Raw genomic sequence first — 23,555 nt, 5'->3', positions numbered from 1 at the left:
GCGAACCCCGTCGGCGACTTCCCCGAGAGGAGTCCCTGCTCGGCGGAGACGTCGATGATCTCCGTCGCCTTCGATTGCACTTCTTCGCTCAGCCCCAGCGACGAGGCGAAGCGCGGGACGAACTGCTTGGGATCGACGGGCTTCAGTTCGAGCCCGAGTTCCTGGGAGATGTAGCGGTACGTCCGACCGATCTCCTTCTGGGGGACGCGCGAGACCTCGGCGACCTCGTCGAGCGATCGGGGGATGCCCTCCTGACGGCAGGCGGCGTAGAGCGCAGAGGTGGCGACGCCCTCGATGGATCGACCCCGAATCAGATCCTCGTTGAGCGCGCGCCGATAGATGACGGAGGCGACTTCGCGTACCGAGCGCGGCACGCCCAGCGCGGAGGCCATCCGATCGATCTCCGAGAGCGCGAACTGGAGGTTGCGCTCGCCCGCGTCCTTCGTCCGAATTCGCTCCTGCCATTTCCGCAGGCGGTGCATCTGCGAGCGCTTCCGCGAGGAGATCGATCGACCGTAGGCGTCTTTATCCTTCCAATCGATCGTCGTCGTCAGCCCGCGGTCGTGCATCGTCTCCGTGATCGGCGCGCCCACGCGGGACTTCGACTGCCGTTCGGAGTGGTTGAACGCCCGCCACTCGGGCCCGCGGTCGATTTGCCGCTCGTCTAACACCAGTCCACAGTCGTCACAGACCAACTCACCCTGGTCCGCGTCCGTGACGATGTTTTCGGACTCGCATTCGGGGCAGACGACCTGCTCGTCGCCTGTTTGTTCGGTCTCCTGCTCTCGCTGGCGCTGACGACGCGAACGTTCCATTATAAGGTTTGTGGTGAAGGGCGAATTTAAACCTTTGTAACAGAATACTGATTTGTCGGGCGTCAAACTCCACAATCGGTATATGTGAGCGGCGCTCGAACGGGTGATATGCGCCTCGTCGCACTCGTCGTCCTGCTGCTTGTCGCCTCGGCAGGTTGTCTCGCGGGCGTTCCCGCCTCGGACGGCGAGTCGACACCCCGGTCGACGGCCGCGGGCCCGGTCGTTCAGACGATCGATCCGTCGGCGGACGGCGTCCGTGTGACGGTCACGGAGGTCGTCGACGGCGACACGGTCCACGTCGCGCACGAGAACGGATCGCGCGAAACCGTTCGACTGCTCGGCGTCGACACGCCCGAAACCTTCTCCCCGAACGATCCTGCAGACTTCGAGGGCGTCCCCGGCACTGCCGCGGGCGTCGAGTGCCTCGGACGCGCGGGTGAGGCGGCGTCGGCCTACGCAGTCGATCGATTAGCGGGCGAAACCGTCACGCTCGTCTTCGACGAAGAATCCGATCGACGCGGCTACTACGGCCGACTGCTCGCGTACGTCTACGTCGACGGCGAGTCGTTCAACCACGCGCTTCTCCGGGAGGGCCACGCCCGCGTGTACCCCAGTACCTTTACCGAACGTGAACGATACGAGCGGACCGAAACCGAAGCGCGCGACGCACGGCGCGGTCTGTGGTCGTGCATCGATCACCCAGGCGCGGCGACCTCGTCGCCGACATCGACGTTGACGCCGTTAGCCGACGGCGGCGGGCCGCTCGCCGTCGCCGACATCCACGCCGACGCCGAGGGCAACGACAACGAGAACCTGAACGACGAGTACGTGGTCTTCCGAAACGTCGGTGCCGACGAACTCGACCTCTCGGGGTGGACGGTCGTCGACGCGGCCGATCACACGTACACGTTCCCCGAGGGGACGACGCTCGCCCCCGACGCGGAACTCACGCTCCGTACCGGGTCCGGTACCGACACCGGTTCGACCCTGTATTGGGGCGCAGAGCGGGCGATATGGAACAACGACGGCGACGTCGTTATCGTCGGCGACGCCAGCGGGGCTACGGTCCTCCGCCGGTCTTACTGAGTTGGCACCTGTTCAGACCGTTTCGAGAGTCCCATTGAGCCACCACCGCATCCGGGCGTCTGATAACGGAAGCTATAGCCGGAGTGGAGGTGTAGTCGATCGTGAAATGTCGTGGTATCTCCTGATACTCGCCGGGATATTCGAGATCGGCTGGGCGATCGGACTCGAATACTCCGACGGTCTCTCGAAGCCCGTTCCGACGCTCGCCACCGGCGTCGCACTCGTGATTAGTATGGTATTGTTGGCACAGGCCGTGAAGGATCTCCCCATCGGCACGGCGTACGCCGTCTGGACCGGAATCGGAGCGGTCGGAACGGCCTCGCTTGGGATCGTGCTCTTCGACGAACCGGCGAGTCTCGTCCGTATGGGGTTCATCGGCCTCATCGTGGTCGGTATCGTCGGCCTTCACGCCGCGTCGGGCGGTCACTGACGCCCACCGTTCTCGGAGCCGGGTTTTTGTATTCTCGAGGAGAATCCACCCGCAATGAGACCGATCGTCGCGCCGCTCGGGATCGACGGAGTGATGGCGATAGCGGCCACGGAGGGACATCCCTGATGGCGACGAAGTCCGCGTTGGAGACCCAACTCGCCGTCGTCGCGGGGTTCGAAGAGCCGCGGGCGGATCTCGAACAGTATCCCACCCCGCCGGAGTTGGCGGCGCACGTCGTTCACATCGCGGATCTGAACGGCGACGTCGAGGACCGTCTCGTCGTCGACCTCGGAACCGGGACGGGGATGTTGGCGCTGGGTGCCGCGCTCCGGGGTCCCGCTCGGGTCGTCGGCGTCGACATCGACCGGTCGGCGTTGCTGACGGCCGTCCGGAACCGCCGACGCGTCGGGACGCGCACGCCGATCGATTGGGTCCACGCGGATGCGACCCGCGCGCCGCTGTGCTCCGACCGACGGACTACGATCCTGATGAACCCGCCGTTCGGCGCACAGCGGGGGAACGAGCACGCCGATCGGGCGTTTCTCGAAACCGCGGCGTCGATCGCCGACGTCTCCTACTCCGTGCACAACGCCGGTTCGCGGGAGTTCGTCGAGTCGTTCGCGTCCGACCGCGGCGGCGAGGTGACGCACGCGTTCCAAGCGACGTTCGCGCTCGAACGGCAGTTCGACTTCCACGAGGCCGACAGCGAGGAGATTGACGCCGAAGTGTACCGCATCGAGTGGTCCGGACGCGCAGACGGCGAGTAGCGCGATCCAAGCGGTCGGTCACTCGTACGTTTCCTTTTCGAGTAACTGCAGTCGCGTGCCGTCATAGGAGACGAAGACCCGGGAGTCGTTTCGCGTGAACGTCAGTCCGTCGAGCGTCATCGACTCGTTGCGCGCGGGGATCTGCGCGCTGAGGGAGTCGTTCCCGTGATCGACGCGCAAGAGGTACCGACTCTCGGTCGGGACGACGGTCACGTTCCGACCCGCGAGCGTCGGTGCCGCGGTGACGGGGTCGGAGGTGTACACGACCCGTCCGGAGTCGCTATCGCCGAGTGCGACCCGGTAGGCGGTCTCGTTGCCCACCACGTCCCACCCGTCGCGCTGGGCGTACACCGTGTCGCGCCACCCCACGCCGCCGAGTCGGACGGCCACCTGGCCGTCGAAGTCGAGTCGCCCCTTCGAGACCGCGGTCGTCCAGATGCCGCGCTCCTCGCTGCGGACGATGACGCCGGAGGTGTTGACGGCGGTCGTCTCGCCGAACGCTTCCACCTCGATCGCCGAGACGAGTCCGTTTTCGACGTCCTCGGCGTACGTGACCTCGTAGTCGCGGATCGTCCATTCCTCGCCTGGGAGGTCGCCCGAATCGGCGGTGAAGAGGTTCGCCGGAACCGCGGGCCCCGCGAGCGCGGCCGTCGAGAGCAGGAGGATCACGGCGGCGACGTGCCAGTGGCGGACGACGACGCCGTCGCCGGATTTCGTCCGGTCGCCAGTGGCGCTCCGTGCCTCGCTGTCGTCCGCGACCCCCCACGTGAACAGCGGGTCGTCGCGGGCGACGACGGCGAACGCGATAACGAGCGCCAGCGCCGAAACGAGGACGACGCCGACGGCCCGGTACAGCACGTACGTCTCGCCCCCGCGGAACCAGTAGACCGCCCACAGCGACTGCTCGACCGAGAACAGCAGCGCCCCGAGCCAGAGGCGTCCGGCGCTCGGCCTGTTCGCCGACGTTCGGCCCCGGACGATCACCAGGCCGACGAGAACGCCGATAAGCAACCCGAGCGCGTGCCCCTGAATGGCGATATCCGCCCACCACGGCGTGACGTAGCTGGGTCGACCGCTGGCGGTGATGACCGGCGTGAGTAGAGAGTTGTACACCAAGCGGAGCGCGCCGCCCCCCGCGAGCGCGATCACCGTTCCGAGCGGATAGTTGACGAGTGCGACCCCCGCGAACGCGAAGACGACGCCGGAGAAGCCGATGATCGGCCCGATCGCGAAGATCGAGGTGAGAAGTCCGACGACGAGTACGGCCGCCGGGAAGGCGACGAACGCTCGGGCATAGGGGTTCGACCGCAGCGTGGCGAACGACTGCGAACCGCGCTTCCGCGGAAAGTGGCCCCACGCGTACTCGGCCAGCGGGGCCAGCGTGAGCGTCCCGACCAGGTTGCCGACGAGGTGTCCGGGACCGCCGTGTGAGAACGCCGCGCTCGCGATCCCGAGCGGGTAGAAGTACGACCACGCTCGAAACGGGACAGTCACAGGCGTGTACCAGTGTTCGTATCCGCCCTGTAGGAAGAGATAGACGGCGAGTACGAATCCGGCGGAGACGACCGTTCCCCACGGAACTCCGAGGACGAACCGCCGACGCAGCCTCGCTCCCCGATTCGATGATCGATCGAGAAACAGCACCACCGCGATCGAGGCGGCGATCGCCGCCACGACGGCCGAGCGTTGGAGAACGTCGACGGGGAGGGAATCCATCGTCAGTGTGGAGTAAACGAGCGGTAAAGAAACTACGCCGTCCGGCGATCGGACGGGACTAACGGCCGGGTTCGCTTCGGTAAGCCGAGGCTACGGTGCTTAGAGCTTTCCTTCGGCGTCTTTGGCCAGTTCTTCCATCCGTTTGCCTACGCGTCCAGCGTTCGAGAATTCGTCCTCGCTCATCGCGGTCGCGAGCGCGTTTCCGAGCACGAAGACGGCGTGTTTGTGCTCGCTCTTGGACTTGTGAACGTGTGAGGGGTCGACGTCGAGGTTGTCGTACTTCTCGAAGATCCTCTCGTCGACGTCCTCGCGCGCGCCGAAGTTGTCTCTGATGATGACCATCTGTTCGTGCAGTTCCAAGAGCTCGTCTTTGTGCATAGACGTGGATACGCGAGAGGCCAATTTAAGGATTATTGGTGGCTTCTGACACAGTCAGAAGACGTACTCGTCCTCGTGACCCATCATCCCGTCGTCTTCGAAGCGGTCGTCTCCCTCGATCGGGCCGCTCGTCTTGAAGGCTCGTAGACCGGTCGAGAGCAACTCCTCGATGGCCTCTTCCCGGTTGACGAACTCGCCCTGGTCGACGAGTTGTGCGATCTGCATCTCGAGGTGTTCGGGAACGTTGATATTCACCTTGGGCATTTGAACGTCAGGGGGTTTGGATCGGGGTTATTTAAACCCTGCGGCGGAGTTTCAGTGTTTTGGAAACTCTCGTTTGGGAAAGGTGTACCTGATTTTCTTAATCTATGCATAATTATTCTTTTATCCGCCATAACTATCGCCTCCGTATCAATTCTCGGTGCACATTGTGCCCGCAGGATTCAGGGGCTTCGACCCGGGAATACACAGGTTACACGGGTCTCGGCCCGCGGGTACGGGTCGTCACGCTCACGTATCTCGAACCCGTGGCACTGGTATGGACGACGTCACCGACCTCTACCGGGAGTACGGCGACAGCCGACTCCCGCCGGGGCAACGTGAATTCGACGACTTCCCGGTCCTCTCGAAGGGGGGCACGCCGTCGTGGACGCCCGACGCGTGGTCGTTCGACGTTTGGGGAGCCGTCGACGACGAGTTGACGTTCGACCTCGAAACGTTTCGAGCACTGCCGTCGACGACGCAGCGACAGGATTTCCACTGCGTTACGGGCTGGAGCAGGTTCGATTGCGAGTTCGCGGGCGTGTCGTTTCCGACCATCGCGGAGCGGGCGGGCGTCTGCGACGACGCGGTCCACGTGCTGTTTCACGCCCTCGACGGATACACCACCGACCTCCCGCTCTCCGACTGTCTCCGCAAAGAGGTCCTGTTCGCCTACGAACTGGACGGGGAACCACTCCCGGAACCGCACGGTGGGCCACTGCGCGTCGTGACCCCGCACAAGTACGCCTACAAAGGGGCGAAGTGGGTCGATGGCGTCGAGTTCCTGACCGAGACTGAGCGGGGCTACTGGGAACAGCGCGGCTACTCGGCGACGGCTAACCCGTGGAACGAGGAGCGATACGGTTGATCGAGGAGTAGTATGATTGATCGAGGAGCAGTATGATTGACCGAGGGGCGAGATGATCGGTTGAGAAGCGACACAATTGATAGAGGAGCGGTATGCTCGCTTGCGACGCTGCACGGTCGACCGCAGTTTCGATTTCGTGTCTCCAGTTTGTCCGATATGTCCCAGGTTTGTCGAGCCAGTTCCCGTTCGTCGAACCACTCTCCAGTTCGTCGGACGTGTGACCAACGGCCGCGCCGCGCCTGGCACCGCTATAGTCAAATAAAAGAGCGTGGCGTCCGCAGGTCCGGTAATGGAATCGTTGCGGACCGACGCGACGGGAAACGAACTTGTCAGTCGGTCGGTCCCAATCGCGGCGCCGTCGTTTCGCGCGGTCCTCCGCGAAGCCGACGCACCGCGGACCGTCTGGAGCGCTCCCGGGGAAGCGACCGTCGTCGGAAGCGGCGCGGCGGCGACGCTGACCGCGCGCGGACCCGACCGGTTTACGTCGATCCGCGAGGCGGCGGAGTCGCTTTTCGCCTCCGGCGACGTCCACGCCGGAACTGAAGCCGCTCGGCCGCGACTGTTCGGCGGGTTCGCCTTTCACGCCGGTGGCAGTTCGGGGTCGCCGTGGGAGGATTTCCCTGGGGCTCGGTTCGTCTTCCCGCGCGTGCAGGTCACCTGGACGGACGACGACGCGTGGCTGACTGTCAACGCCGTCGGACCGGACGCCAGCCCCGAGACCGTCGAAACCCGGCTCGACGAAGAGCGCGAGCGAATCGAGTCGCTGTCGACGGACGAACCGGTCGTCGACCCGCCCGGCGTCCGCACCCGTCGACGGATCACCGCCCGCGACGACTGGCGCACCGGCGTCGAGGCCGCGGTGGCACGGATTCGGTCGGGCGACCTTCAGAAGGTCGTGCTGGCGCAGGCGCTCGACGTCGACCTCGAACGCGACCTCTCGCTACCGGACGTCCTCTCGAGACTGGGTCGGACCTATCCGGAGTGCTATCGGTTCCTCGTCGAGCCCGATCCGGCCGAGTCGCGGCCGCAGTCCTCTTTCTTCGGCGCGACGCCCGAACGGCTCGTCTCGCTCCGGGGACGGACCGTCGAGACCGACGCGCTCGCGGGGACGACCGGCCGCGGGGAGACGCCCGCCGAGGACGAGTGGCTGGCCCAAGAGCTCGCGCGCGACGAGAAGAACGCCCACGAGCACGACCTCGTGGCCGAAACGATCGAAGCACAGCTCTCCCCCTTTGCCGGGACCGTCAGCGCCGGGTCCCGTCGGATCAAGCGTCTCGCGACCGTTCAGCACCTCTGGACGCCGATCACGGCGACGCTCGATCGCGACGAACACGTGCTCTCGCTGGTCGAAGCGCTCCATCCGACGCCCGCAGTCGGCGGCCTCCCGCCCGAGCAGGCGCTCAAGACGATCCGGGAGACCGAACCGTTCGACCGCGGCTGGTACGCCGCGCCCGTCGGCTGGATCGACGCGGCGGGGTACGGGACGTTCGCCGTGGCGCTCCGCTCGGCGGTCGCTCGCGGCGATGCGGCGACGCTGTTCGCGGGCGTCGGCATCGTCGCCGACTCCGATCCCGACCGCGAGTGGGACGAAGTACAGCTGAAGTACCGGCCGATACTCGACGAACTCGAACGGGGCGATGAATGAGCTCCGGAGAGCCGCCCCGCGATCCCAACCGCAACACGCTGTGGGCACGCGCGTTCGTCGACGAACTCGTCGCCGCCGGGGTCGACGCGGTCTGTATCTCCCCTGGTAGCCGCTCGACGCCGTTGACGGTCGCCTTCGCCGGACACGACGACGTGCACGTCTTTTCGCACCTCGACGAGCGGTCGTCGGCCTACTTCGCGCTCGGCCGCGCGCGCCGGACCGGCGAGGTGACGCCGCTCGTCTGCACGTCGGGCACCGCGGCCGCGAACTACCACCCGGCGGTGATCGAAGCCTCCCGATCCCGGGTCCCGTTGCTGCTTCTGACGGCCGATCGCCCGCCCGAGATCAGAGATTCCGGTGCCAATCAGACCATCGATCAGGAGAAGCTCTACGGCGACGCCGTGCGCTGGTACCGCGACGTCGCCGAACCGGAGGCGACGTCGCGAAAGCTCCGGTCGCTCCGGACGACCGCCGCCCGCGCGGTGGCCAACGCCGCGGGAACGCCAGCGGGGCCGGTCCATCTCAACTTCCCGTTCCGGAAACCGCTGGAACCGACGCCCGTCGAGGACGACGTCCCGGCGGACCTCCCGCCGCTGGCGACCGACGGTCGCGACGGCGGAGAACGGCCGTTCGTCGAGACGACGGGGGGCGTCCCCGAACTCGGCGACGACGCGCTCCGAAAACTCGCCGAGGCCCTCTCGGAACCGCGGGGGCTGCTCGTCGTCGGACCGACCGACGCGCCGGGAGTCGATCCCGAATCCGTCGCCGCCTTCGCCCACGCGAGCGGCTTCCCCGTGCTCGCGGACCCGCTCTCCGGCGTTCGATACGGCGGGCTCGTCCGCACGACGCCGGTCATCGGCGGCTACGATAGCTATCTCGGCGACCGCGTCCGCGAGGCGTGGCCGGACCCGGACGTCGTCGTCCGCGTCGGGGCGTCGCCGACGTCGAAGCCGCTGCGGAAGTACCTCGCCGCAGTCGATGCCCGACAGTACGTCGTCGACCCGGCGGCTGGCTGGCGCGAGGCGGAGTTCACGGCGACCGACCTCGTCGTCGCAGACCCGTCTCGATCCCTCGGCCGCCTCTCTCGACTTCTCGCCGCACCTGGGAAACAGTCGTGGCGGGAGCGGTGGACGGAGGCGGACACAGTCCACCGAGCCGCATTCGAGGAATCAGAGGACTTCTGCGAGGGTCGGATTCTCGCCGACGTCGTCGACCTCGCGCCCGACCCGTCGACGCTGTTCGTCTCGAACTCGATGTCCGTCCGCGACCTCGACCGATTCGGCGCGCCGACGACGGCGTCAATCACCGCGCTGGGCAACCGCGGTGCGTCGGGAATCGACGGCATCGCCTCGACCGCGCTGGGTGCCGGGTCGGCGACGACGGACGATCTGACGCTCGTGACCGGCGACCTGGCGTACTACCACGATATGAACGGATTACTGGCACTCGGTCGGTGCGACGTCGAGGCGACGATCGTCCTCATCAACAACGACGGCGGCGGCATCTTCGGTATGCTCCCGATCGAGGCGTACGATCCGCCGTTCACTGCCCAGTTCGTGACGCCGCACGGACTCGACTTCGCGCCGACCGGTGACCTCTACGATCTCTCCTTCGCGCGCGTCGCGGGCGAGGATCGAGCGGGGTTCCGCGACGCCTACGCCGAAGCGACGGCGAGCGAGGGATCGCACGTCATCGAGGTGCGGACGGACGCCGACGCGAGTCACGACGTTCGGTCGCGACTCCGCGAGGCGGCGATCGAACGGGTCGTCGAGTCGACGACTTGAGGACGGGACGGGTCGGCGGAAACGAATCTTTTTGCGGACTCCGGGCGCGCTTCCGATATGGTTTCAGAACTCTTCGATTCGACGCGCTGGGAGCAGGTCGACGGCGCGGACGCGTTCGACGACATCACGTATCACCGCGCGGTCGACGAGCGCGCGGTTCGAATCGCCTTCGACCGACCGGAGAAGCGGAACGCCTTCCGACCCGGAACCGTCGACGAACTCTACGCCGCGCTCGACGACGCCCGCAAGCGGGCGGACGTCGGCTGCGTGCTCCTCACCGGAAACGGGCCGTCCCCGAAAGACGACGGTTGGGCGTTCTGCTCGGGGGGAGACCAGTCCGTTCGCGGCGACTCCGGGTACGAGTACCGCGACGGCGACGAAGCCGACGAGGGCGACGATCCGCTCGTGCGTGAGGCCAAGGCCGGGCGGCTCCACATTCTGGAGGTCCAGCGACTCATTCGGTTTATGCCGAAGCCCGTCATTGCCGTCGTCCCGGGATGGGCCGTCGGCGGCGGGCACTCGCTACACGTCGTCTGCGACCTGACGCTCGCCTCCGAGGAGCACGCAAAGTTCCTCCAGACCGATCCCGACGTCGCGTCGTTCGACGGCGGCTTCGGCTCGGCGTATCTCGCAAAGCAGGTCGGACAAAAGAAGGCCCGCGAGGTGTTCTTCCGCGGGAAGACCTATTCTGCAACAGAGGCGGTCGAGATGGGAATGGCGAACGAGGCGATCTCCCACGCAGACCTCGAAGATGTCGCCCTCGAATGGGCCGACGAGATCACCAACAAATCGCCGACGGCGATCCGGATGCTCAAGTACGCGTTTAACCTGACGGACGACGGGCTGGTCGGCCAACAGGTCTTCTCGGGCGAGGCGACGCGACTCGCGTATATGACCGAGGAGGCCCAGGAGGGTCGCGACGCGTTCTTGGAAAAGCGAGACCCGGACTTCTCCGGATATCCGTGGCACTACTAGATACCACCTTTTTACTGCGGAGGGGTCCGCAGGACCCCTCCGCGCAAAAACCTGGAGGGAAAAATATCCCGCTCGTTCGGCCTTCAGCCTCACCTCGCGGTGAACGCCGCGCTACGCGCGGCGACGCGCCCCCGTTTGTGGTGTTCTCACTCCATCGATTCTCTGATCGTCGTCACTGGGATCGGCGACGTGCGGATCACGCTCTTCGCCACACTTCCGATCAGCAGCTCTTCGAGTCGGGACTGACCGTGGAGCCCGACGACGATCAGGTCCGCGCCATACTCTTGTGCTGCCTTGACGACCATCTCGGCGACGGGGCCCACGGCGACTCCCGTCTGCACTGATACGCCGTATTCGCCTGCGATTTTTTCCGCGTCTGTAAAGAGTTCTCGGGCGTGCTCTTGGCGCTCTTCGAGCCACTCATCCCACAGTCCGGGATGATCGCCCCAGCCGATCGCCGCGGTGTCGTCGGTGGCTTTGTCCACGACGAACAGCGTCGTTATCGTGGCGGAGTCGAACTCCGAACACGCGTATCGAAGCGCGTCTTTCGAGAGCGGAGTACCATCGAAAGGAACTAAGACGTGACTCGGCATACGGAGTCGTTTCCGGCTGTCCGCTTTGTTAGGCTCCTCCGTCTCAGAATAATTTGCTGCATATCGTATTCCTACCGCACCAGCGGTTTCGCCCGGACTGAACGCCTCCCGAGGTACGATAGCCATACTTCGTACACCTCCCTTTTCGGTGTCGGGTCGCGCGAAGCCCGACTGCTCTTTACGGCGACCCGTGAGTCGCTGGTGGAGAAGCGAGACGGAAATGCCGTCTCGCCCGGTTCGTAGATACTCAACTCAGAGTGGACATCAACTCAGCGTATCCGATAGCGTTCGCTCGAGCGTATAGCCGTCTAAAAAATCGAAATTGTCGCCTGTCGCTGTGAGCGACAGGAGCGTCTCGGTATTACTGCCGGACGACGTTCGCCGCGCGAGGCCCCTTGGGCGAGGACTCGATGTCGAACTCGACCTCAGTACCTTCCGTGAGGTCTTCGCCGCCGACATCCTCCATGTGGAAGAAAACGTCTTCGTCGTCGTCGAGGTCGCCGTCGTCCGTCGAAATGAAACCGTAACCGCCTGTGTCGTTGAAGAAATCAACCTTACCGTGTGCCATTACAACCAAACGGAGGGTCGAGTGAGGGATAACCCTTGCGAGGGTCGAGGTACCACGACTCCCTACACTGCATTCGACGTCCGTTCCACCGACAGACACGTGTACGTAGCGTTGACTGACGGTGAACGGAGCGTTGGCTGACAGGTGAACGTAGCATCGAAATTACTCTTCGTGACGGGTTCTATGATGCGCTCATACATCACCACCCATACAAATTGCCAGTCAACGCAGAGACCACTCATCCGCGACCATACCGCAAAGTGAGGCCAGTGGCCGAACGAGCGGCCTTTTCCTCCAGGTTTTTGCGCGGTGGGATCCGCAGCGGCACGACACGGTGCGCCGCGAGGGACAGCGCGGAAAAGGTAGTGCGGAAGCTTCATGCGCCTGCCCGTCGCAGAGGGAACAATGAGTACGCAGGAAGTCACGAAACGGCAGGCGTGGGTGATGGCCGCGCGCCCGCAGACCCTCCCGGCGGCGGCGTCGCCGGTGATCGTCGGGACGGGGCTCGCGATCCACGACGGCGTGTTCGCCGCTCTGCCCGCGCTCGCGGCACTTGTCGGTGCCGGGCTCATCCAGATCGGAACCAACTTCGCGAACGACTACTACGACCACGTTCAGGGGGCCGACACGGACGCGCGCGAGGGGTTCACGCGCGTGACGGCTGGAGGACTCATCGATCCGGAGACGGTCAAGCGCGCGATGTATCTCACGTTCGCGGCGTCGATTCTCCTCGGCACCTATCTGGTCTACGTCGGCGGCGCACCGATTGTCGTGATCGGCCTGCTCTCGGTCGCCTCGGGGATTGCCTACACCGGGGGACCGTATCCCCTCGGCTACCACGGGCTCGGAGATCTGTTCGTGTTCGTGTTCTTCGGTCTCGTCGCCGTTACCGGGACATACTACGTGCAAGCGGCCGCAGCGCTCGCTGAGCCGCTTTCGATCGGGGTACCGCCGGGGACGATTCCAGCCACTGCGCTCGTCGCCGCCCTGCCGGTCGCCGCGCTCTCGACCGACATCCTCGTCGTGAACAACGTCCGCGACAAGGAGGAGGACGCCACGACGGGCAAACGGACGCTCGCGGTCCGGTTCGGCTACGGCGTCGCCCGCGCGGAGTTCGTCGCGATGCTGGGACTGGCGTACGCCGTTCCGCTGTGGTTCCTGCAGCGGCCGGAGTTCACCGCCGCCGTGGCGCTCCCCTATCTTACGCTCCCGCTCGCAGCCAGCATCACGCGGACAATGCTCGGAGAGACGGCTGGCGAGGTCCTGAACCCGACATTGGAGCGAATGGGTCGGCTGCTCGCCGCCTACGCCGTCCTGTTCGCCGTCGGCCTCTCGTTCGCCACCCTCCCCCTGTGATGCAGTACGAACCGTTCTCGATCCGGCTGACGTCGCCGCTCTCGACCGCCGGGGGAGAGATCACGCGCCGCGCCGGGTTCGTCGTCCGCGTCGAGCGCGACGGCGTCGTCGGCGTCGGCGAGGCCACGCCGCTTCCCGGATGGACCGAATCCGTCGAGGAGTGCGAGAGAGCGCTCGCCAGCGCCGCTGAGGCGGGTCGGCCGCTGGAAGTCCTCGAAGGGAGCACGCATCCGGCCGCTCGTCACGGTGTCGAACTCGCGATCGCCGATGCCGACGCGCGCGCCGGCGGGGTGTCGCTGGCGACGTTTCTGACTGATGGCTCCTCGGCAGACAGCGTTCCGGTAAACGCGACGGTCGGGGACGACTCCGTCGACGCGACCGCGCGGGCGACCCGCGAGGCCGTCGAGCGCGGATACCGCGCGGTGAAGGTGAAAGTCGGTGCGCAGGATCCGACGGTCGACGAGGCCCGGTTGCGTGCCGCTCGCGAGGCGGCCGGTGACGGCGTCGAACTCCGCGCGGACGCGAACGGCGCGTGGGACGTTCCGACCGCGGAACGCCTTCTCGACGTCGCGGCCGACGCGGACGTCTCGTACGTCGAACAGCCGCTTCCGGCCGACAACCTCTCAGGTCACGCTCACCTCCGCGGCCGGGGGGTCGGAATCGCGCTCGACGAATCGCTGGCATCGCTGGGCGTCGATCGGGTTCTCGACGCCGCCGCGGCCGACGTGCTCGTCTGCAAGCCGATGGTTCTCGGCGGACCTCGTCGCGCGCTCTCGGTGGCTCGCCGAGCGTCCGAACGCGGCGTCGACGTCGTCGTGACCACCACGGTCGACGCCGTCGTCGCTCGCGTCGGCGCGGTCCACGCTGCGGCCGCACTGTCCAACGTCCGGGCCTGCGGTCTGGCAACCGGTTCGTTGCTAGGATCGGATCTTGCGCCCGATCCGGCACCGATCGAAGGCGGGACCGTCAGCGTCCCGGCGGGACCGGGGCTCGCGGGGGAAGCGTTCGAGGGACTCCGAGAACCGTCCGAGTGAGCGGGTCGAACAGGCCCGTCGAACGCCGGGAGTATCCTCGTAGTCGTCGAGTATCTGCCAACGGGAAATACTCGTATGCGAGAGCCTGCCAGGGGGAAATTCTCGAATGAGAGAGTCCACCAGCGAGTATTTACGAATTCGGGACGTCGCACGGCGTGTGGCAGAACCGACTCCGAAACAGCGCCGACTCCTCGCGGGGTTGTTCGTCTTTGTCGGATTGGTGTTCGTCGTGGGAATCGTCGTCGTCGCGCTTCTGGCTGGCGTATTCTAGCGTCTCAGTTCCGTCGTCAGGGAGACGGCTCTCCCTCCGGTTGGTGCGTGACGCCCGGACGGTCGTCGGCTTCCTTCCGGCGAATGGCCGCGGCCGCGTTCGAGGCATCGTACCCGAAGTAGACGTTCTCGCCGTACGTCGATGCGACCTCCGTCGCTCGGATGAGGTCGTCAACGTCGACGTCGACGGCGTACAGTTCGACCGAGAACGGAGTGGAGAGGGGATCGAGCAGGCTCTCGAATCCCTTGGCGATCGTTTCCAGCCAGTACGTCGTCGCGTACTCGGTGTCGTACAGCGGGACGACGAACTCGTCGACGTGCGCGGCGAGCGACTCGACGTCGATACCCGCGCGGTCGTAGAGGTGCCCGGGGTAGGGATCGGGGTACAGCGTCAGATACGTTCGGTCCGGAATCCGATCGGCCGCGTTTGCGACGAACTCGGTGATCTCCGCGGCGCGCCACTCCTTCCGGTCGTTGTAGTCGCTCTCGGCGAAGCCGCGCTCGCACCGCTCACACCGACAGTACCCCTCCCGCGGGAACCCGACGTCGTCGAGGCGGACGTCGCCGTTCTCGGCGGCGCAGTCCGAAACGATTTCGAGCAGTCCCTCGCGGTAGCGCTCGTGCGTCGGGCAGACGTGCGACCAGTCGAAATACGGCTGTTCGCGGGTCGCGGGTCGCCCGTCGGCGTCGACAGCGACGAGGTCGGGATCGGAGCTCACACCGGCGTTGTCGCCGAAGCACGAGATCATATTCACTGCCTCGGAGAGCGGTTCGGCGGCCCGTCCGGTCACGTCCTTGACCTCGTAGAAGCCGACGTCGAAGTCCGACCAATCGACCTCCTCGGCGTTCCGTGTGACGACACCGTACATACCCGGCGTTGCTCCCCGAGCGGTATCAGTCGTTCGTTCCGCTGGGGAGACGGCGACCGAGTCAGCGAGACAACAGTATGTATCGTACCGACAGCTAGCGCTCACGGGGATGTCACGAGTCGTGAAAGAAATCAGGTGTTTCCGTCGGTTACTCTTCGTCGACTTCGACTTCGACGGGATCCTCGCCGCCGGAGACGACGAAGTAGACGAGGGCGATGAGTGACAGTACCAGGATGAATTTCGCTTTTCCGGACATACGCGTAGATACTTCCTCTCGGTACAAAGTGGTTTCCCCTCCGTCACTCGGACGGAGCGACCGACTGATTGACGTGAAAACCGAACTGACGACCGCCCTACGCGACGTCGAGATGAGCGGGGACTTCGTCCTCGCGGACGATCTCGCCGCAGTAGTCACAGCGGAGTCCGTCGTCGAGAACGGCGAATCGCGTGTGGATCGGTTCCTCGTCGTTGGTGATGCAGTTTCGGTTCGGACAGGCGAGTACGCCGTCGACGTACTCGGGGCGATCGATCCGCTTCTTCTCGATGACGTCGTACTCGCGGACGATGTTGATCGTCGCCTCCGGCGAGATGACCGAAAGCACGTCGACCTCCGATTCGCTCAGTTCGCGGTCTTCGACCTTGACGATGTCTTTCTTCGCCAGTTTGTCCGAGGGGACGTTCATCCCGATCGAGACGCTCTCGCCGCCGGAGCCGTCGATGCCGAGGATCGCGAGGACGTTCAGCGCATGGCCCGCCGCGAGGTGGTCGATGACGGTGCCGTTGCGGATCTTCGACACGCGGAGTTCTCTGTCGATGTCGCTCATTCGTCTTCCCCCTCCGAGAGCAGCATATCCAGAAGCGCCATCCGGACGGGAACGCCGTTGTGCGCCTGTTCGAAGTACGTCGCGTGAGCCGTATGGTCGACGTCGGGTGCAATTTCGTCGACGCGCGGGAGCGGGTGCATCACGGTGAGAGAGTCTTTCGCCGCCCGCAGGTCGTCTGCGCTGATCTGGTACTCACCGGCGACTTTCAGGTACTCGTTCTCGTCTGGGAAGCGCTCGCGCTGGATGCGCGTGACGTACAGGATGTCCAGTTCCGAGAGCACGTCGTCGAGAGCGGTGTGCTCGCGCACCTGCGCGCCCGACTCGTGGAGGTCGTACCGAACGCTCCGCGGAAGCCGAAGGCTCTCGGGGCTGACGAAGTGCTGGCGCGTGTCGAAGTTCGTCAGCGCCGACGCGAGCGAGTGGACCGTCCGACCGTACTTGAGATCGCCCATAATTCCGACGGTGACATCGTCGAGTCCGACGTTCTGCCGCATCGTATAGAGGTCTAAGAGCGTTTGCGTGGGATGCTGTCCGGCGCCGTCACCCGCGTTGATGAGCGGGACGTCGACGAACTCCGTGGCCATCTTCGCCGACCCCTCGGAGGGGTGTCGAAGAACGAGCGCGTCCGCGTACCCTTCGAGGACGCGCATCGTGTCGGCCAGCGTTTCGCCCTTCTTCACCGACGAGGACTCGACCGCACCCATATCGATCGTGCGACCGCCCAGTCGTTTCATCGCGGTGTCGAAGCTCATCCGCGTGCGGGTGCTCGGCTCGAAGAAGCAGAGGCCGAGGATCGAGCCCTCGTGTCGCCCCTGCCAGGCGCTCGGGTCGGCGTCGATCTCCGCCGCGCGGTCGAGCACCGCCTCGATGTCGGCCCGCGACAGTTGTGTCGCGGAGATGAGGTGGTCCTGACGCATTGTATGCACCCGCGCTCGGAATCAACTTGAATCGCTCGGGTCGGAATCGGTTCGGGCGGGGTCGGCTCTCCCCCCTCCGTCGGTCGACGGCGTTACGGCCAGTTGCCGCCTTCGGTGTACGCGTCCGCGATTCGGCGGGTCGCGACCACGTACGCGGCGGTACGGATGTTCGGCAGGTCCTTCGATTCGTAGGCGTCGACAAGTTCGTCGAAGGCGCTCGTGATCACAGATTCGAGTTCGTCGTTGACGCGCTCTTCGGTCCACGCGAAGCGCTGTCGGTTTTGGACCCACTCGAAGTACGAGACGGTGACGCCGCCCGCGTTTGCGAGGATGTCCGGAACTACGTGGACGTCCCGGTCCGTGAGCACGTCGTCTGCACGCGGCGTCAGCGGCCCGTTCGCGGCTTCGACAATAACGTCCGCTCGGACGTCCGCAGCCAGATCACCGTCGATGGCGTTTTCGAGCGCCGCGGGGACGAGGACGTCGACGTCGAGCGTGAGCAGCTCCTCGTTGGTCAACTCCTCGGCATCTCCGTATCCCGAGACGGTCCCGGTTTCGTTTTTGAACGCCTTCACCGCGCGGGTGTCGAGCCCATCGGCGTCGTAGACGCCACCGGAGGAGTCGGATACGGCGACCACAGTGGCACCCAAGTCTTCGATGAGCCTTGCCCCGACGGATCCCGCGTTGCCGTATCCCTGGATGGCGACGGTCGCCTCGGTGATGTCACGGCCGAGGTACTCGAACACTTCCCGCGCCGCGATCATCGTCGACCGACCGGTGGCTTCGACGCGTCCCTCACTCCCGCCGGAGGAGATCGCTTTCCCGGTGATGACGCCCGGTGCAGTCGTCCGTTCGAGCGTCTCGTAGGTGTCTTTGAACCAGTTCATCTCCCGCTGGCCGGTATTCACGTCAGGGGCGGGAATGTCGCGGTCGGGACCGACGAGAGGGCGCAGTTCAGTCGCGTATGCACGCGTGAGGCGCTCTAGCTCCGAATCGGACAGCTCGTCGGGGTCGACGACGATTCCGCCTTTTCCGCCCCCGAACGGGACGTCGACAATAGCACACTTGTACGCCATCCATCCCGAGAGCGCTTTCACCTCGTCGCGGGAGACGTTTGGGTGATACCGAATCCCGCCCTTGTACGGGCCGCGGTCGCCGTTAAACTGCGAGCGGAAGCCCTCGAAACGACGGAGCGTGCCGTCGTCGAGTTCGATAGAGAGGTTTACCTCCAGCACGCGCTCGGGGTGTTTCAACCGTTCGAGAACGTCCGTCTCGATGTCAAGGTACGCTGCCGCATCGTCGATCTGCTCCTGCAGGCTCTCAAACGGGTTAGGTTCGGACATACAAAAACGTTCCAGTGGGGAGAATTTAAGCACTACTGTACAGCAAGACCGCGAGTGGATATCGTCGCAAACGACTCCTCCACAAATAAATCCATATATAGTTTAGGAATCTCATTGATACAGGATGTGGTCAGAAAGTCCCATATCTTCTATTCTGGACGTATATTCAGATACAAAATAGACAGAAAAAATATATGATATAAACAAAATTGTGTTGTATATATTTCCGGTGATAAATACATACTGTATTTTCACACAGAAAATGTATGTACGCACGGCGCTTTTCTCGTGTATGGCGAAGAAGGCGAACCACCCCGTACGGACGACCGAAAAGACGCTGGCGTTGATCGAGACGCTCGACACGGATAACGGGTTTCGCCTCACCGACCTGGAAGAGCGCCTCGATATGAGCAAAAGCGGCATTCACAACCACCTCAGCACGCTCAGAGAGCACGGGTACGTCGAGAAGAACGGCGACGAGTACGCCCTCAGTCTGAAGTTCCTCTCGCTCGGCGGGCACGTCCGCAGCCGGTCTTCGCTGTATCAGTACGGACGCTCGAAGATCGATCAGCTGGCGAGCGATACGGGAATGTTGGCCAACCTCGCGACGGAAGAGGGCGGCCGCGCGGTCTATCTGTACCAATCGCGGGGCAGCTACGCCGTCAACCTCGACACGCACGTGGGGTATCGGCTGCCGCTGCACAACATCGGGATCGGAAAGGCCATTCTGGCGTCGCTCCCGCGGGAGCGCGTCGACGCGATCATCGACGAGTGGGGGCTGCCGAAGGCCACAGAGAACACGATAACCGACCGCGACGTCCTCTTCGAGGAGCTGGCTGAAATCCGCGAACGCGGATACGCGACCGATGACGAGGAGCGCACAGAGGGACTCACGTGCATCGGTGCGCCCGTCAAACTCGGCGGCGACGTCCTCGGCGCGATCAGTATCTCGGCTCCCACCAAACGACTCGGCAACTCCGGATTCGACGACGACATCACCGCCGAAGTGGAGAGCACCGCGCACGAACTCGCGTTGGACATCAAGTACGCCCGCCAGTGATCGAACCGTAGATTCCGCTGGTGAGTCGGTGCCGAGCCGAATGTTGATCGAGTCGTCTGGTGATCACGGTCGACTGTCGACCGGGTTGGATGTCGACCGGGCCTGAATGTGGGCAGCGTCAGCGGATGCGGTCCCCGCCTCTCAGTGAGAACAATTATCACCTCGCTCGCCCGTGGTTGGATGTATGCCGGAAATCGTCGACGGTTACACGCACGTGCTGACAGAACGGTTCTTCGAGGATCTCACGGATCAGTTCGGGTTTCAGGGGCTCTCCGGCCGCCCCGAGTTCCTCTGGGACCACGAACAGCGGCTCCAAGATATGGAGGACTACGGCGTCGACAAGCAGATCATCACGCTCGCGCTGCCGACGATGTTCCAGGGGATGGACCACGACCTCGCCCTCGACATCACGCGGCTCGCGAACGACGAGATCCGTCGTCTGGCCGATGAACACCCCGACTCGTTCATCCCCGTCGCGACCGTTCCCAAGGTGAGCGAGGAGTTCCTCGCGGAGTTCGACCGCTGCGTCGACGACCTCGATATGGCTGGCGTCCAGATATTCTCGAACATCGACGGTCGGCCGCTCGACGACGACCAGTTCTGGCCGCTCTTCGAGCGCGCCGAATCGACCGACACGCCGCTGTGGATGCACCCGCAGCTGTGGGAGTGGTACGACTGGGCCTCGGAGTACATGGAGCACCGCCTCTTCGGGTGGCCGTTCGACACCACGCTCGCACTCTCGCGACTGGTGTTCGGCGGCGTGATGGAGGAATATCCCGACCTGGAACTGGTCTCACACCACGGCGGCGGGATGGTTCCGTTCTACGGTCGTCGCATCGAGATGTTTTACGAGCAGCGGATGACCTACCCCGAGAACTATCAGGGCTACCACGAGCACGCCGCCGAACTGTCTCAGCCCGCGGAGGAGTACTTCAAGAAGTTCTACGCCGACACCGCGGTCTCCGGATCGACTCCTGCCATCGAGTGCGCGTCGTCGTTCTTCAACGAGGGCAACGTCATCTTCGGCACCGACTACCCCTTCAGCCCACAGCGAGGCCGTCAAACGATCGACTACACCATCGACGCCGTCGAGCGGATGGACGTCGACGACGACACCAAGGCGGACGTCTTCGCCGGGAACCTCTACGACCTGATCTCCTGATCCATTGATATCGAACCCAGCAGTACGTTCCGTTCCCGTTCAGAACGTTTTCACATCCTGAATCTGGTGCCCAAAATGCGGGACGGCAAACCTGCCGATTCCGATGCGAAAAACAAACGTACATATGTTATATATCGCTCAATAATCGCGTGAGCAGCCGGAAGACGGTTGGATACGTCGATTTTCTCACTGAGAATCCGTTTTCACAGCGAAAACGAACCGAATCCAATAACAAACGAGTAGATGCGAGTCGCGTAAAATCCGTGTGAACCCCGCGGCCTTACTCGGCGCGGACTTCCATCGTGCCGAGGTTCGCGAATTCGATGGTGTAGACGTCGCCGGGTTCGATGTCGATTGCGGCGGTGATCCCGCCGCTCATCACGAGTTCGCCCTCACGGAGGTTGTCGTCGACGTCGCCGAGGCGCTCGGCGAGCCACGCGACCGGCCGTGCGGGGTTGCCCATAATGTCGCCGCCAACGCCCGTGGATTCGAGTTCGCCGTTGACCGAGACCGCGACACTCTCCATCTTCAGGTCGACGTCCGTGACGTCGCGGTACTGCTCGCCGACGATGACCTTTCCAGCGGAGGTGAGGTCGGCGATGACGTCCTGTGCGGAGGGGATCGACCAGCCCTGGAACCGACTTTCGAGGATCTCGACGACGGGGACGACCGCGCGCGTGGCCGTGAGGACGTCCATCGTCGAGACGGGCGGTTCGAGGTCCTCGTCGAGGATGAATCCGATCTCGGCCTCGATCCGGGGCGCGATCATCTCGTCGACCCGGACGGGTTCGTTTTCTAACACGGTCTCGTGGGCGACGTAGCCGAAGATCGGCTCCGGAATGCCGAGTTGTTCCTGCTTGGCCTCGCTGACGAGCCCGAGCTTGTGGCCGACGACGTCCTCGCGTCCGCCCGCGCTGAGGCGATCGAATACCTCGAACTGGATGCGATAGGCGTCTTCGGTGGAGAATTCGGCGTCGTCGGTCAGCGGTGCGATCGGCTCCTTCTGGTCGTAAGCCTCGTAAAGTTTCGTCGCGAGATCGTCGACCTCCTCTGAGCTGAGTAGCATACATCCGCTACGTTCGCTGGTGTACTCATTATACTTTCGACAGGCGGATTCCCCGCAGCCGAGACGAGCGAAGAGCGTAACTGATACTGGTTACTCTTATACGATCAACGTATAATGAACAATCGGTTCCGGGGTCGACATCATTTTACTCGTGGGTCCCGTCATTCCGAGTGTATGTCAGAACCCGATCACGGTCAAAACATCTCCATCGACGCGCCTTGGAACGCGCTCTACATCGACGGCGAGTGGATCGCCCCCGGCGACAGAGACGGTATCGACGTCCGCAACCCGACGACGCAGGAGTCGATCACGTCCGTCCCCGCGGGGACGGTCGAGGACGTCGACCGCGCGTTCGAGGCCGCGACCCGCGCCCAGGAGTCGTGGGCCAAGACGACGCCCGACGAGCGGGCCGCCGTCGTCCGCCGCGCGGCGAACGTAATCGACGAATACGAAGCCGAAATCAGAGAGATCCTGGCGGTCGAGACCGGTGCGGCGAAACCGCGACAGGATATCGAACACGGCGGGACCGTGACGTTCGTCCACGACGCGGCGTCGTTCGCGTTCCGCTCGTCGGGCGGGCACAATCAATCGAAGATCCCCGGCAAGGAGAACATCATCCAGCGGGAGCCCGTGGGCGTGGTCGGCGTGATCTCGCCGTGGAACGTTCCGCTGAAGCTCTCGATTCGCGCGGTCGCGCCCGCGATCGCTCTCGGGAACAGCGTCGTCCTCAAGCCCGCTCAGGAGTCGTCGATCTCCGGCGGCCTGCTGCTCGCGAGGATCTTCGAGAAGGCCGGACTTCCGGAGGGCGTGCTCAACGTCGTCACCGGGAAGGGATCCGTCGCTGGCGACCGGACCGCGGCACACCCCGACTGCGACGTCATCGCCTTCACCGGTTCGACCGGCGCGGGGCGACTCGTCGGCGAGAACGCGATCAAACACTTCGCGTTCCCCGCACTGGAACTCGGCGGCAACAACCCCCACGTCGTCCTCGAAGACGCCAATCTCGACCAGGCCGTCGCCGCCGGGACGTTCGGCTCGTTCTGGAACCAGGGACAGGTGTGTATCTCGATCAACCGCCACCTCGTCCACGAATCGATCTACGACGAATACGCCGAACGGCTCTCCGAGCGCGCCGCGGGACTCAAGATCGGCGATCCCACCGACGACGACGTCGTCATCGGACCGATCATCAACGAGTCCCAGCGGGACGAGATGCTGGACTATATCGATCGCACGGTCGAGGAGGGCGGAACCGTCCTCACCGGAGGGGAGGCCGACGGCCTGTTCGTCGAGCCGACGGTCATCACCGACGTGACGAACGATATGGCCGCCGCGTGCAACGAGCACTTCGGCCCCGTCGCGCCGATCATCCCCTTCTCGGACGACGACGAGGCGGTCGAACTCGCGAACGCCACCGAGTACGGCCTCGCTGGCTCGGTCCACTCCGTCGACCGGGGTCGCGCTCGCGACGTCGCGGACCGGATCGACGTCGGGATGATCCACGTCAACGACCAGCCGGTGAACGTCGAACCTCACGTTCCCTTCGGCGGCGTGAAGGAGTCGGGCCTCGGCCGCTACAACGGCAAGTGGATCATCGACGAGTTCACCGAGACCAAGTGGACGTCCGTGCAGCGCGAACCGCGCGAGTATCTCTTCTGAAGATTCGCGGGTTTCCCCGCACTCACGGACTATGGCTTCGCGTTCTCCCGCGCTCTCGGTCTGAGGATTCGCGTTCTCTCGCTCTCTCGATCTACGACTTCGCATTCTC

The 23,555-nt window shown here is 64.5% G+C and carries 23 protein-coding genes; 12 read left to right on the top strand and 11 right to left on the bottom strand.

Translation table 11 applies throughout. From position 1 onward, the window contains the following. On the bottom strand, nt 1-815 hold an 815-nt coding region (locus FJT57_RS01840; RefSeq protein ID WP_144902497.1), incomplete at its 3' end, for a transcription initiation factor IIB. Between the two features lie 108 nt (nt 816-923). Between FJT57_RS01840 and FJT57_RS01835 the strand changes: the two genes are divergently transcribed. The 3 genes from FJT57_RS01835 to FJT57_RS01825 all read left to right on the top strand — a co-directional run bounded on the left by FJT57_RS01835 (nt 924) and on the right by FJT57_RS01825 (nt 3,098). Continuing rightward, nucleotides 924-1,901, top strand: a complete 978-nt coding sequence (locus FJT57_RS01835; RefSeq protein ID WP_144901115.1) for a lamin tail domain-containing protein — start codon at nt 924-926, stop codon at nt 1,899-1,901. Nucleotides 1,902-2,007: 106 nt separating this feature from the next. After that, nucleotides 2,008-2,331: a quaternary ammonium compound efflux SMR transporter SugE gene (gene sugE / locus FJT57_RS01830; RefSeq protein ID WP_144901113.1), complete on the top strand. Its 324-nt coding sequence runs from the start codon at nt 2,008-2,010 to the stop codon at nt 2,329-2,331. Between the two features lie 125 nt (nt 2,332-2,456). Next, nucleotides 2,457-3,098, top strand: a complete 642-nt coding sequence (locus tag FJT57_RS01825) for an METTL5 family protein (protein ID WP_144901111.1) — start codon at nt 2,457-2,459, stop codon at nt 3,096-3,098. Between the two features lie 18 nt (nt 3,099-3,116). Here the strand turns inward: FJT57_RS01825 and FJT57_RS01820 are convergent, their stop codons facing one another. The 3 genes from FJT57_RS01820 to FJT57_RS01810 all read right to left on the bottom strand — a co-directional run bounded on the left by FJT57_RS01820 (nt 3,117) and on the right by FJT57_RS01810 (nt 5,456). Next, nucleotides 3,117-4,814 carry a rhomboid family intramembrane serine protease gene (locus tag FJT57_RS01820; RefSeq protein WP_144901109.1) on the bottom strand — a complete coding sequence of 566 codons (1,698 nt, stop codon included), beginning with the start codon at nt 4,812-4,814 and terminating at the stop codon, nt 3,117-3,119. Between the two features lie 99 nt (nt 4,815-4,913). After that, entirely contained in the window at nt 4,914-5,192 is a 279-nt protein-coding gene (locus FJT57_RS01815; protein ID WP_144901108.1) for a UPF0058 family protein, read from the bottom strand. Between the two features lie 54 nt (nt 5,193-5,246). Next, the gene (locus FJT57_RS01810; RefSeq protein WP_144901107.1) at nt 5,247-5,456 is read right to left on the bottom strand and encodes a ribbon-helix-helix domain-containing protein; all 210 of its coding nucleotides are present in this window, start codon (nt 5,454-5,456) and stop codon (nt 5,247-5,249) included. A gap of 274 nt (nt 5,457-5,730) precedes the next feature. Here FJT57_RS01810 and FJT57_RS01805 point away from each other — a divergent pair, with 274 nt between their 5' ends. The 4 genes from FJT57_RS01805 to FJT57_RS01790 all read left to right on the top strand — a co-directional run bounded on the left by FJT57_RS01805 (nt 5,731) and on the right by FJT57_RS01790 (nt 10,725). After that, nucleotides 5,731-6,321 (top strand): sulfite oxidase-like oxidoreductase, encoded by a 591-nt coding sequence (locus tag FJT57_RS01805; RefSeq protein WP_144901105.1) that lies wholly within the window; start codon nt 5,731-5,733, stop codon nt 6,319-6,321. A gap of 289 nt (nt 6,322-6,610) precedes the next feature. Continuing rightward, entirely contained in the window at nt 6,611-7,966 is a 1,356-nt protein-coding gene (locus FJT57_RS01800; RefSeq protein WP_144901103.1) for an isochorismate synthase, read from the top strand. Further along, complete coding sequence (gene menD, locus FJT57_RS01795) at nt 7,963-9,750, top strand: 2-succinyl-5-enolpyruvyl-6-hydroxy-3-cyclohexene-1-carboxylic-acid synthase (protein ID WP_144901101.1); 1,788 nt, start codon at nt 7,963-7,965, stop codon at nt 9,748-9,750. The genes FJT57_RS01800 and menD overlap by 4 nt, the downstream gene beginning before the upstream one ends. Nucleotides 9,751-9,807: 57 nt before the next feature. After that, nucleotides 9,808-10,725, top strand: coding sequence for a 1,4-dihydroxy-2-naphthoyl-CoA synthase (locus tag FJT57_RS01790; RefSeq protein WP_144901099.1), 918 nt, complete (start codon nt 9,808-9,810; stop codon nt 10,723-10,725). Between the two features lie 146 nt (nt 10,726-10,871). Here the strand turns inward: FJT57_RS01790 and FJT57_RS01785 are convergent, their stop codons facing one another. Further along, complete coding sequence (locus FJT57_RS01785) at nt 10,872-11,318, bottom strand: universal stress protein (protein ID WP_144901098.1); 447 nt, start codon at nt 11,316-11,318, stop codon at nt 10,872-10,874. A 361-nt stretch (nt 11,319-11,679) separates the two neighbouring features. After that, complete coding sequence (locus FJT57_RS01780; protein WP_004978121.1) at nt 11,680-11,886, bottom strand: cold-shock protein; 207 nt, start codon at nt 11,884-11,886, stop codon at nt 11,680-11,682. Nucleotides 11,887-12,291: 405 nt separating this feature from the next. On the opposite strand from FJT57_RS01780, the gene FJT57_RS01775 reads away from it, so the two are divergent. Next, nucleotides 12,292-13,242 (top strand): 1,4-dihydroxy-2-naphthoate polyprenyltransferase, encoded by a 951-nt coding sequence (locus FJT57_RS01775; RefSeq protein ID WP_144901096.1) that lies wholly within the window; start codon nt 12,292-12,294, stop codon nt 13,240-13,242. Continuing rightward, the gene (gene menC, locus FJT57_RS01770; protein ID WP_144901095.1) at nt 13,242-14,276 is read left to right on the top strand and encodes an o-succinylbenzoate synthase; all 1,035 of its coding nucleotides are present in this window, start codon (nt 13,242-13,244) and stop codon (nt 14,274-14,276) included. Before FJT57_RS01775 ends, menC begins: the two co-directional genes overlap by 1 nt. Nucleotides 14,277-14,563: 287 nt before the next feature. On the opposite strand, the gene FJT57_RS01765 is transcribed toward menC, so the two are convergent. The 4 genes from FJT57_RS01765 to FJT57_RS01750 all read right to left on the bottom strand — a co-directional run bounded on the left by FJT57_RS01765 (nt 14,564) and on the right by FJT57_RS01750 (nt 18,499). Further along, nucleotides 14,564-15,415, bottom strand: coding sequence for a hypothetical protein (locus FJT57_RS01765; protein WP_144901093.1), 852 nt, complete (start codon nt 15,413-15,415; stop codon nt 14,564-14,566). A 353-nt stretch (nt 15,416-15,768) separates the two neighbouring features. Next, nucleotides 15,769-16,239, bottom strand: a complete 471-nt coding sequence (gene pyrI / locus FJT57_RS01760; RefSeq protein ID WP_144901091.1) for an aspartate carbamoyltransferase regulatory subunit — start codon at nt 16,237-16,239, stop codon at nt 15,769-15,771. After that, a complete protein-coding gene (gene pyrB / locus FJT57_RS01755; RefSeq protein WP_144901089.1) occupies nt 16,236-17,156 on the bottom strand; it encodes an aspartate carbamoyltransferase in 921 nt (306 codons plus the stop codon). Before pyrB ends, pyrI begins: the two co-directional genes overlap by 4 nt. Nucleotides 17,157-17,248: 92 nt before the next feature. Continuing rightward, nucleotides 17,249-18,499: a Glu/Leu/Phe/Val family dehydrogenase gene (locus FJT57_RS01750; RefSeq protein WP_144901087.1), complete on the bottom strand. Its 1,251-nt coding sequence runs from the start codon at nt 18,497-18,499 to the stop codon at nt 17,249-17,251. A gap of 292 nt (nt 18,500-18,791) precedes the next feature. Here FJT57_RS01750 and FJT57_RS01745 point away from each other — a divergent pair, with 292 nt between their 5' ends. Further along, nucleotides 18,792-19,559 (top strand): IclR family transcriptional regulator, encoded by a 768-nt coding sequence (locus FJT57_RS01745; protein WP_144901085.1) that lies wholly within the window; start codon nt 18,792-18,794, stop codon nt 19,557-19,559. A 184-nt stretch (nt 19,560-19,743) separates the two neighbouring features. Beyond that, nucleotides 19,744-20,721 carry an amidohydrolase family protein gene (locus FJT57_RS01740; RefSeq protein ID WP_144901084.1) on the top strand — a complete coding sequence of 326 codons (978 nt, stop codon included), beginning with the start codon at nt 19,744-19,746 and terminating at the stop codon, nt 20,719-20,721. Nucleotides 20,722-21,001: 280 nt separating this feature from the next. Here FJT57_RS01740 and FJT57_RS01735 read toward each other — a convergent pair whose 3' ends face one another. After that, on the bottom strand, nt 21,002-21,787 hold the full coding sequence (locus FJT57_RS01735; protein ID WP_144901083.1) for a 2-keto-4-pentenoate hydratase: 786 nt from the start codon (nt 21,785-21,787) through the stop codon (nt 21,002-21,004). A 174-nt stretch (nt 21,788-21,961) separates the two neighbouring features. On the opposite strand from FJT57_RS01735, the gene FJT57_RS01730 reads away from it, so the two are divergent. Continuing rightward, the gene (locus tag FJT57_RS01730; protein ID WP_144901082.1) at nt 21,962-23,446 is read left to right on the top strand and encodes an aldehyde dehydrogenase family protein; all 1,485 of its coding nucleotides are present in this window, start codon (nt 21,962-21,964) and stop codon (nt 23,444-23,446) included. Nucleotides 23,447-23,555 lie beyond the last annotated feature (109 nt).

It is taken from the genome of Halobellus captivus, assembly GCF_007655485.1.
GTDB classification, from domain to species: Archaea; Halobacteriota; Halobacteria; order Halobacteriales; family Haloferacaceae; genus Haloquadratum; species Haloquadratum captivum.
The sequence above is the reverse complement of the archived record's forward strand: the minus strand, read 5'-3'. Positions and strand labels throughout refer to the sequence as shown.

Excerpts from the sequence above, each read along its gene's own strand:
- FJT57_RS01810 (WP_144901107.1), bottom strand. The coding sequence starts at position 5,456 with ATGCCCAAGGTGAATATCAACGTTCCCGAACACCTCGAGATGCAGATC.
- FJT57_RS01825 (WP_144901111.1), top strand. The coding sequence starts at position 2,457 with ATGGCGACGAAGTCCGCGTTGGAGACCCAACTCGCCGTCGTCGCGGGG.
- FJT57_RS01730 (WP_144901082.1), top strand. The coding sequence starts at position 21,962 with ATGTCAGAACCCGATCACGGTCAAAACATCTCCATCGACGCGCCTTGG.
- FJT57_RS01735 (WP_144901083.1), bottom strand. The coding sequence starts at position 21,787 with ATGCTACTCAGCTCAGAGGAGGTCGACGATCTCGCGACGAAACTTTAC.
- menD (WP_144901101.1), top strand. The coding sequence starts at position 7,963 with ATGAGCTCCGGAGAGCCGCCCCGCGATCCCAACCGCAACACGCTGTGG.
- FJT57_RS01745 (WP_144901085.1), top strand. The coding sequence starts at position 18,792 with ATGGCGAAGAAGGCGAACCACCCCGTACGGACGACCGAAAAGACGCTG.
- FJT57_RS01780 (WP_004978121.1), bottom strand. The coding sequence starts at position 11,886 with ATGGCACACGGTAAGGTTGATTTCTTCAACGACACAGGCGGTTACGGT.
- FJT57_RS01800 (WP_144901103.1), top strand. The coding sequence starts at position 6,611 with ATGGAATCGTTGCGGACCGACGCGACGGGAAACGAACTTGTCAGTCGG.
- FJT57_RS01750 (WP_144901087.1), bottom strand. The coding sequence starts at position 18,499 with ATGTCCGAACCTAACCCGTTTGAGAGCCTGCAGGAGCAGATCGACGAT.
- FJT57_RS01805 (WP_144901105.1), top strand. The coding sequence starts at position 5,731 with ATGGACGACGTCACCGACCTCTACCGGGAGTACGGCGACAGCCGACTC.
- FJT57_RS01820 (WP_144901109.1), bottom strand. The coding sequence starts at position 4,814 with ATGGATTCCCTCCCCGTCGACGTTCTCCAACGCTCGGCCGTCGTGGCG.
- sugE (WP_144901113.1), top strand. The coding sequence starts at position 2,008 with ATGTCGTGGTATCTCCTGATACTCGCCGGGATATTCGAGATCGGCTGG.
- pyrB (WP_144901089.1), bottom strand. The coding sequence starts at position 17,156 with ATGCGTCAGGACCACCTCATCTCCGCGACACAACTGTCGCGGGCCGAC.
- FJT57_RS01815 (WP_144901108.1), bottom strand. The coding sequence starts at position 5,192 with ATGCACAAAGACGAGCTCTTGGAACTGCACGAACAGATGGTCATCATC.
- FJT57_RS01835 (WP_144901115.1), top strand. The coding sequence starts at position 924 with ATGCGCCTCGTCGCACTCGTCGTCCTGCTGCTTGTCGCCTCGGCAGGT.
- FJT57_RS01765 (WP_144901093.1), bottom strand. The coding sequence starts at position 15,415 with ATGTACGGTGTCGTCACACGGAACGCCGAGGAGGTCGATTGGTCGGAC.
- FJT57_RS01790 (WP_144901099.1), top strand. The coding sequence starts at position 9,808 with ATGGTTTCAGAACTCTTCGATTCGACGCGCTGGGAGCAGGTCGACGGC.
- menC (WP_144901095.1), top strand. The coding sequence starts at position 13,242 with ATGCAGTACGAACCGTTCTCGATCCGGCTGACGTCGCCGCTCTCGACC.
- pyrI (WP_144901091.1), bottom strand. The coding sequence starts at position 16,239 with ATGAGCGACATCGACAGAGAACTCCGCGTGTCGAAGATCCGCAACGGC.
- FJT57_RS01740 (WP_144901084.1), top strand. The coding sequence starts at position 19,744 with ATGCCGGAAATCGTCGACGGTTACACGCACGTGCTGACAGAACGGTTC.
- FJT57_RS01785 (WP_144901098.1), bottom strand. The coding sequence starts at position 11,318 with ATGCCGAGTCACGTCTTAGTTCCTTTCGATGGTACTCCGCTCTCGAAA.
- FJT57_RS01775 (WP_144901096.1), top strand. The coding sequence starts at position 12,292 with ATGAGTACGCAGGAAGTCACGAAACGGCAGGCGTGGGTGATGGCCGCG.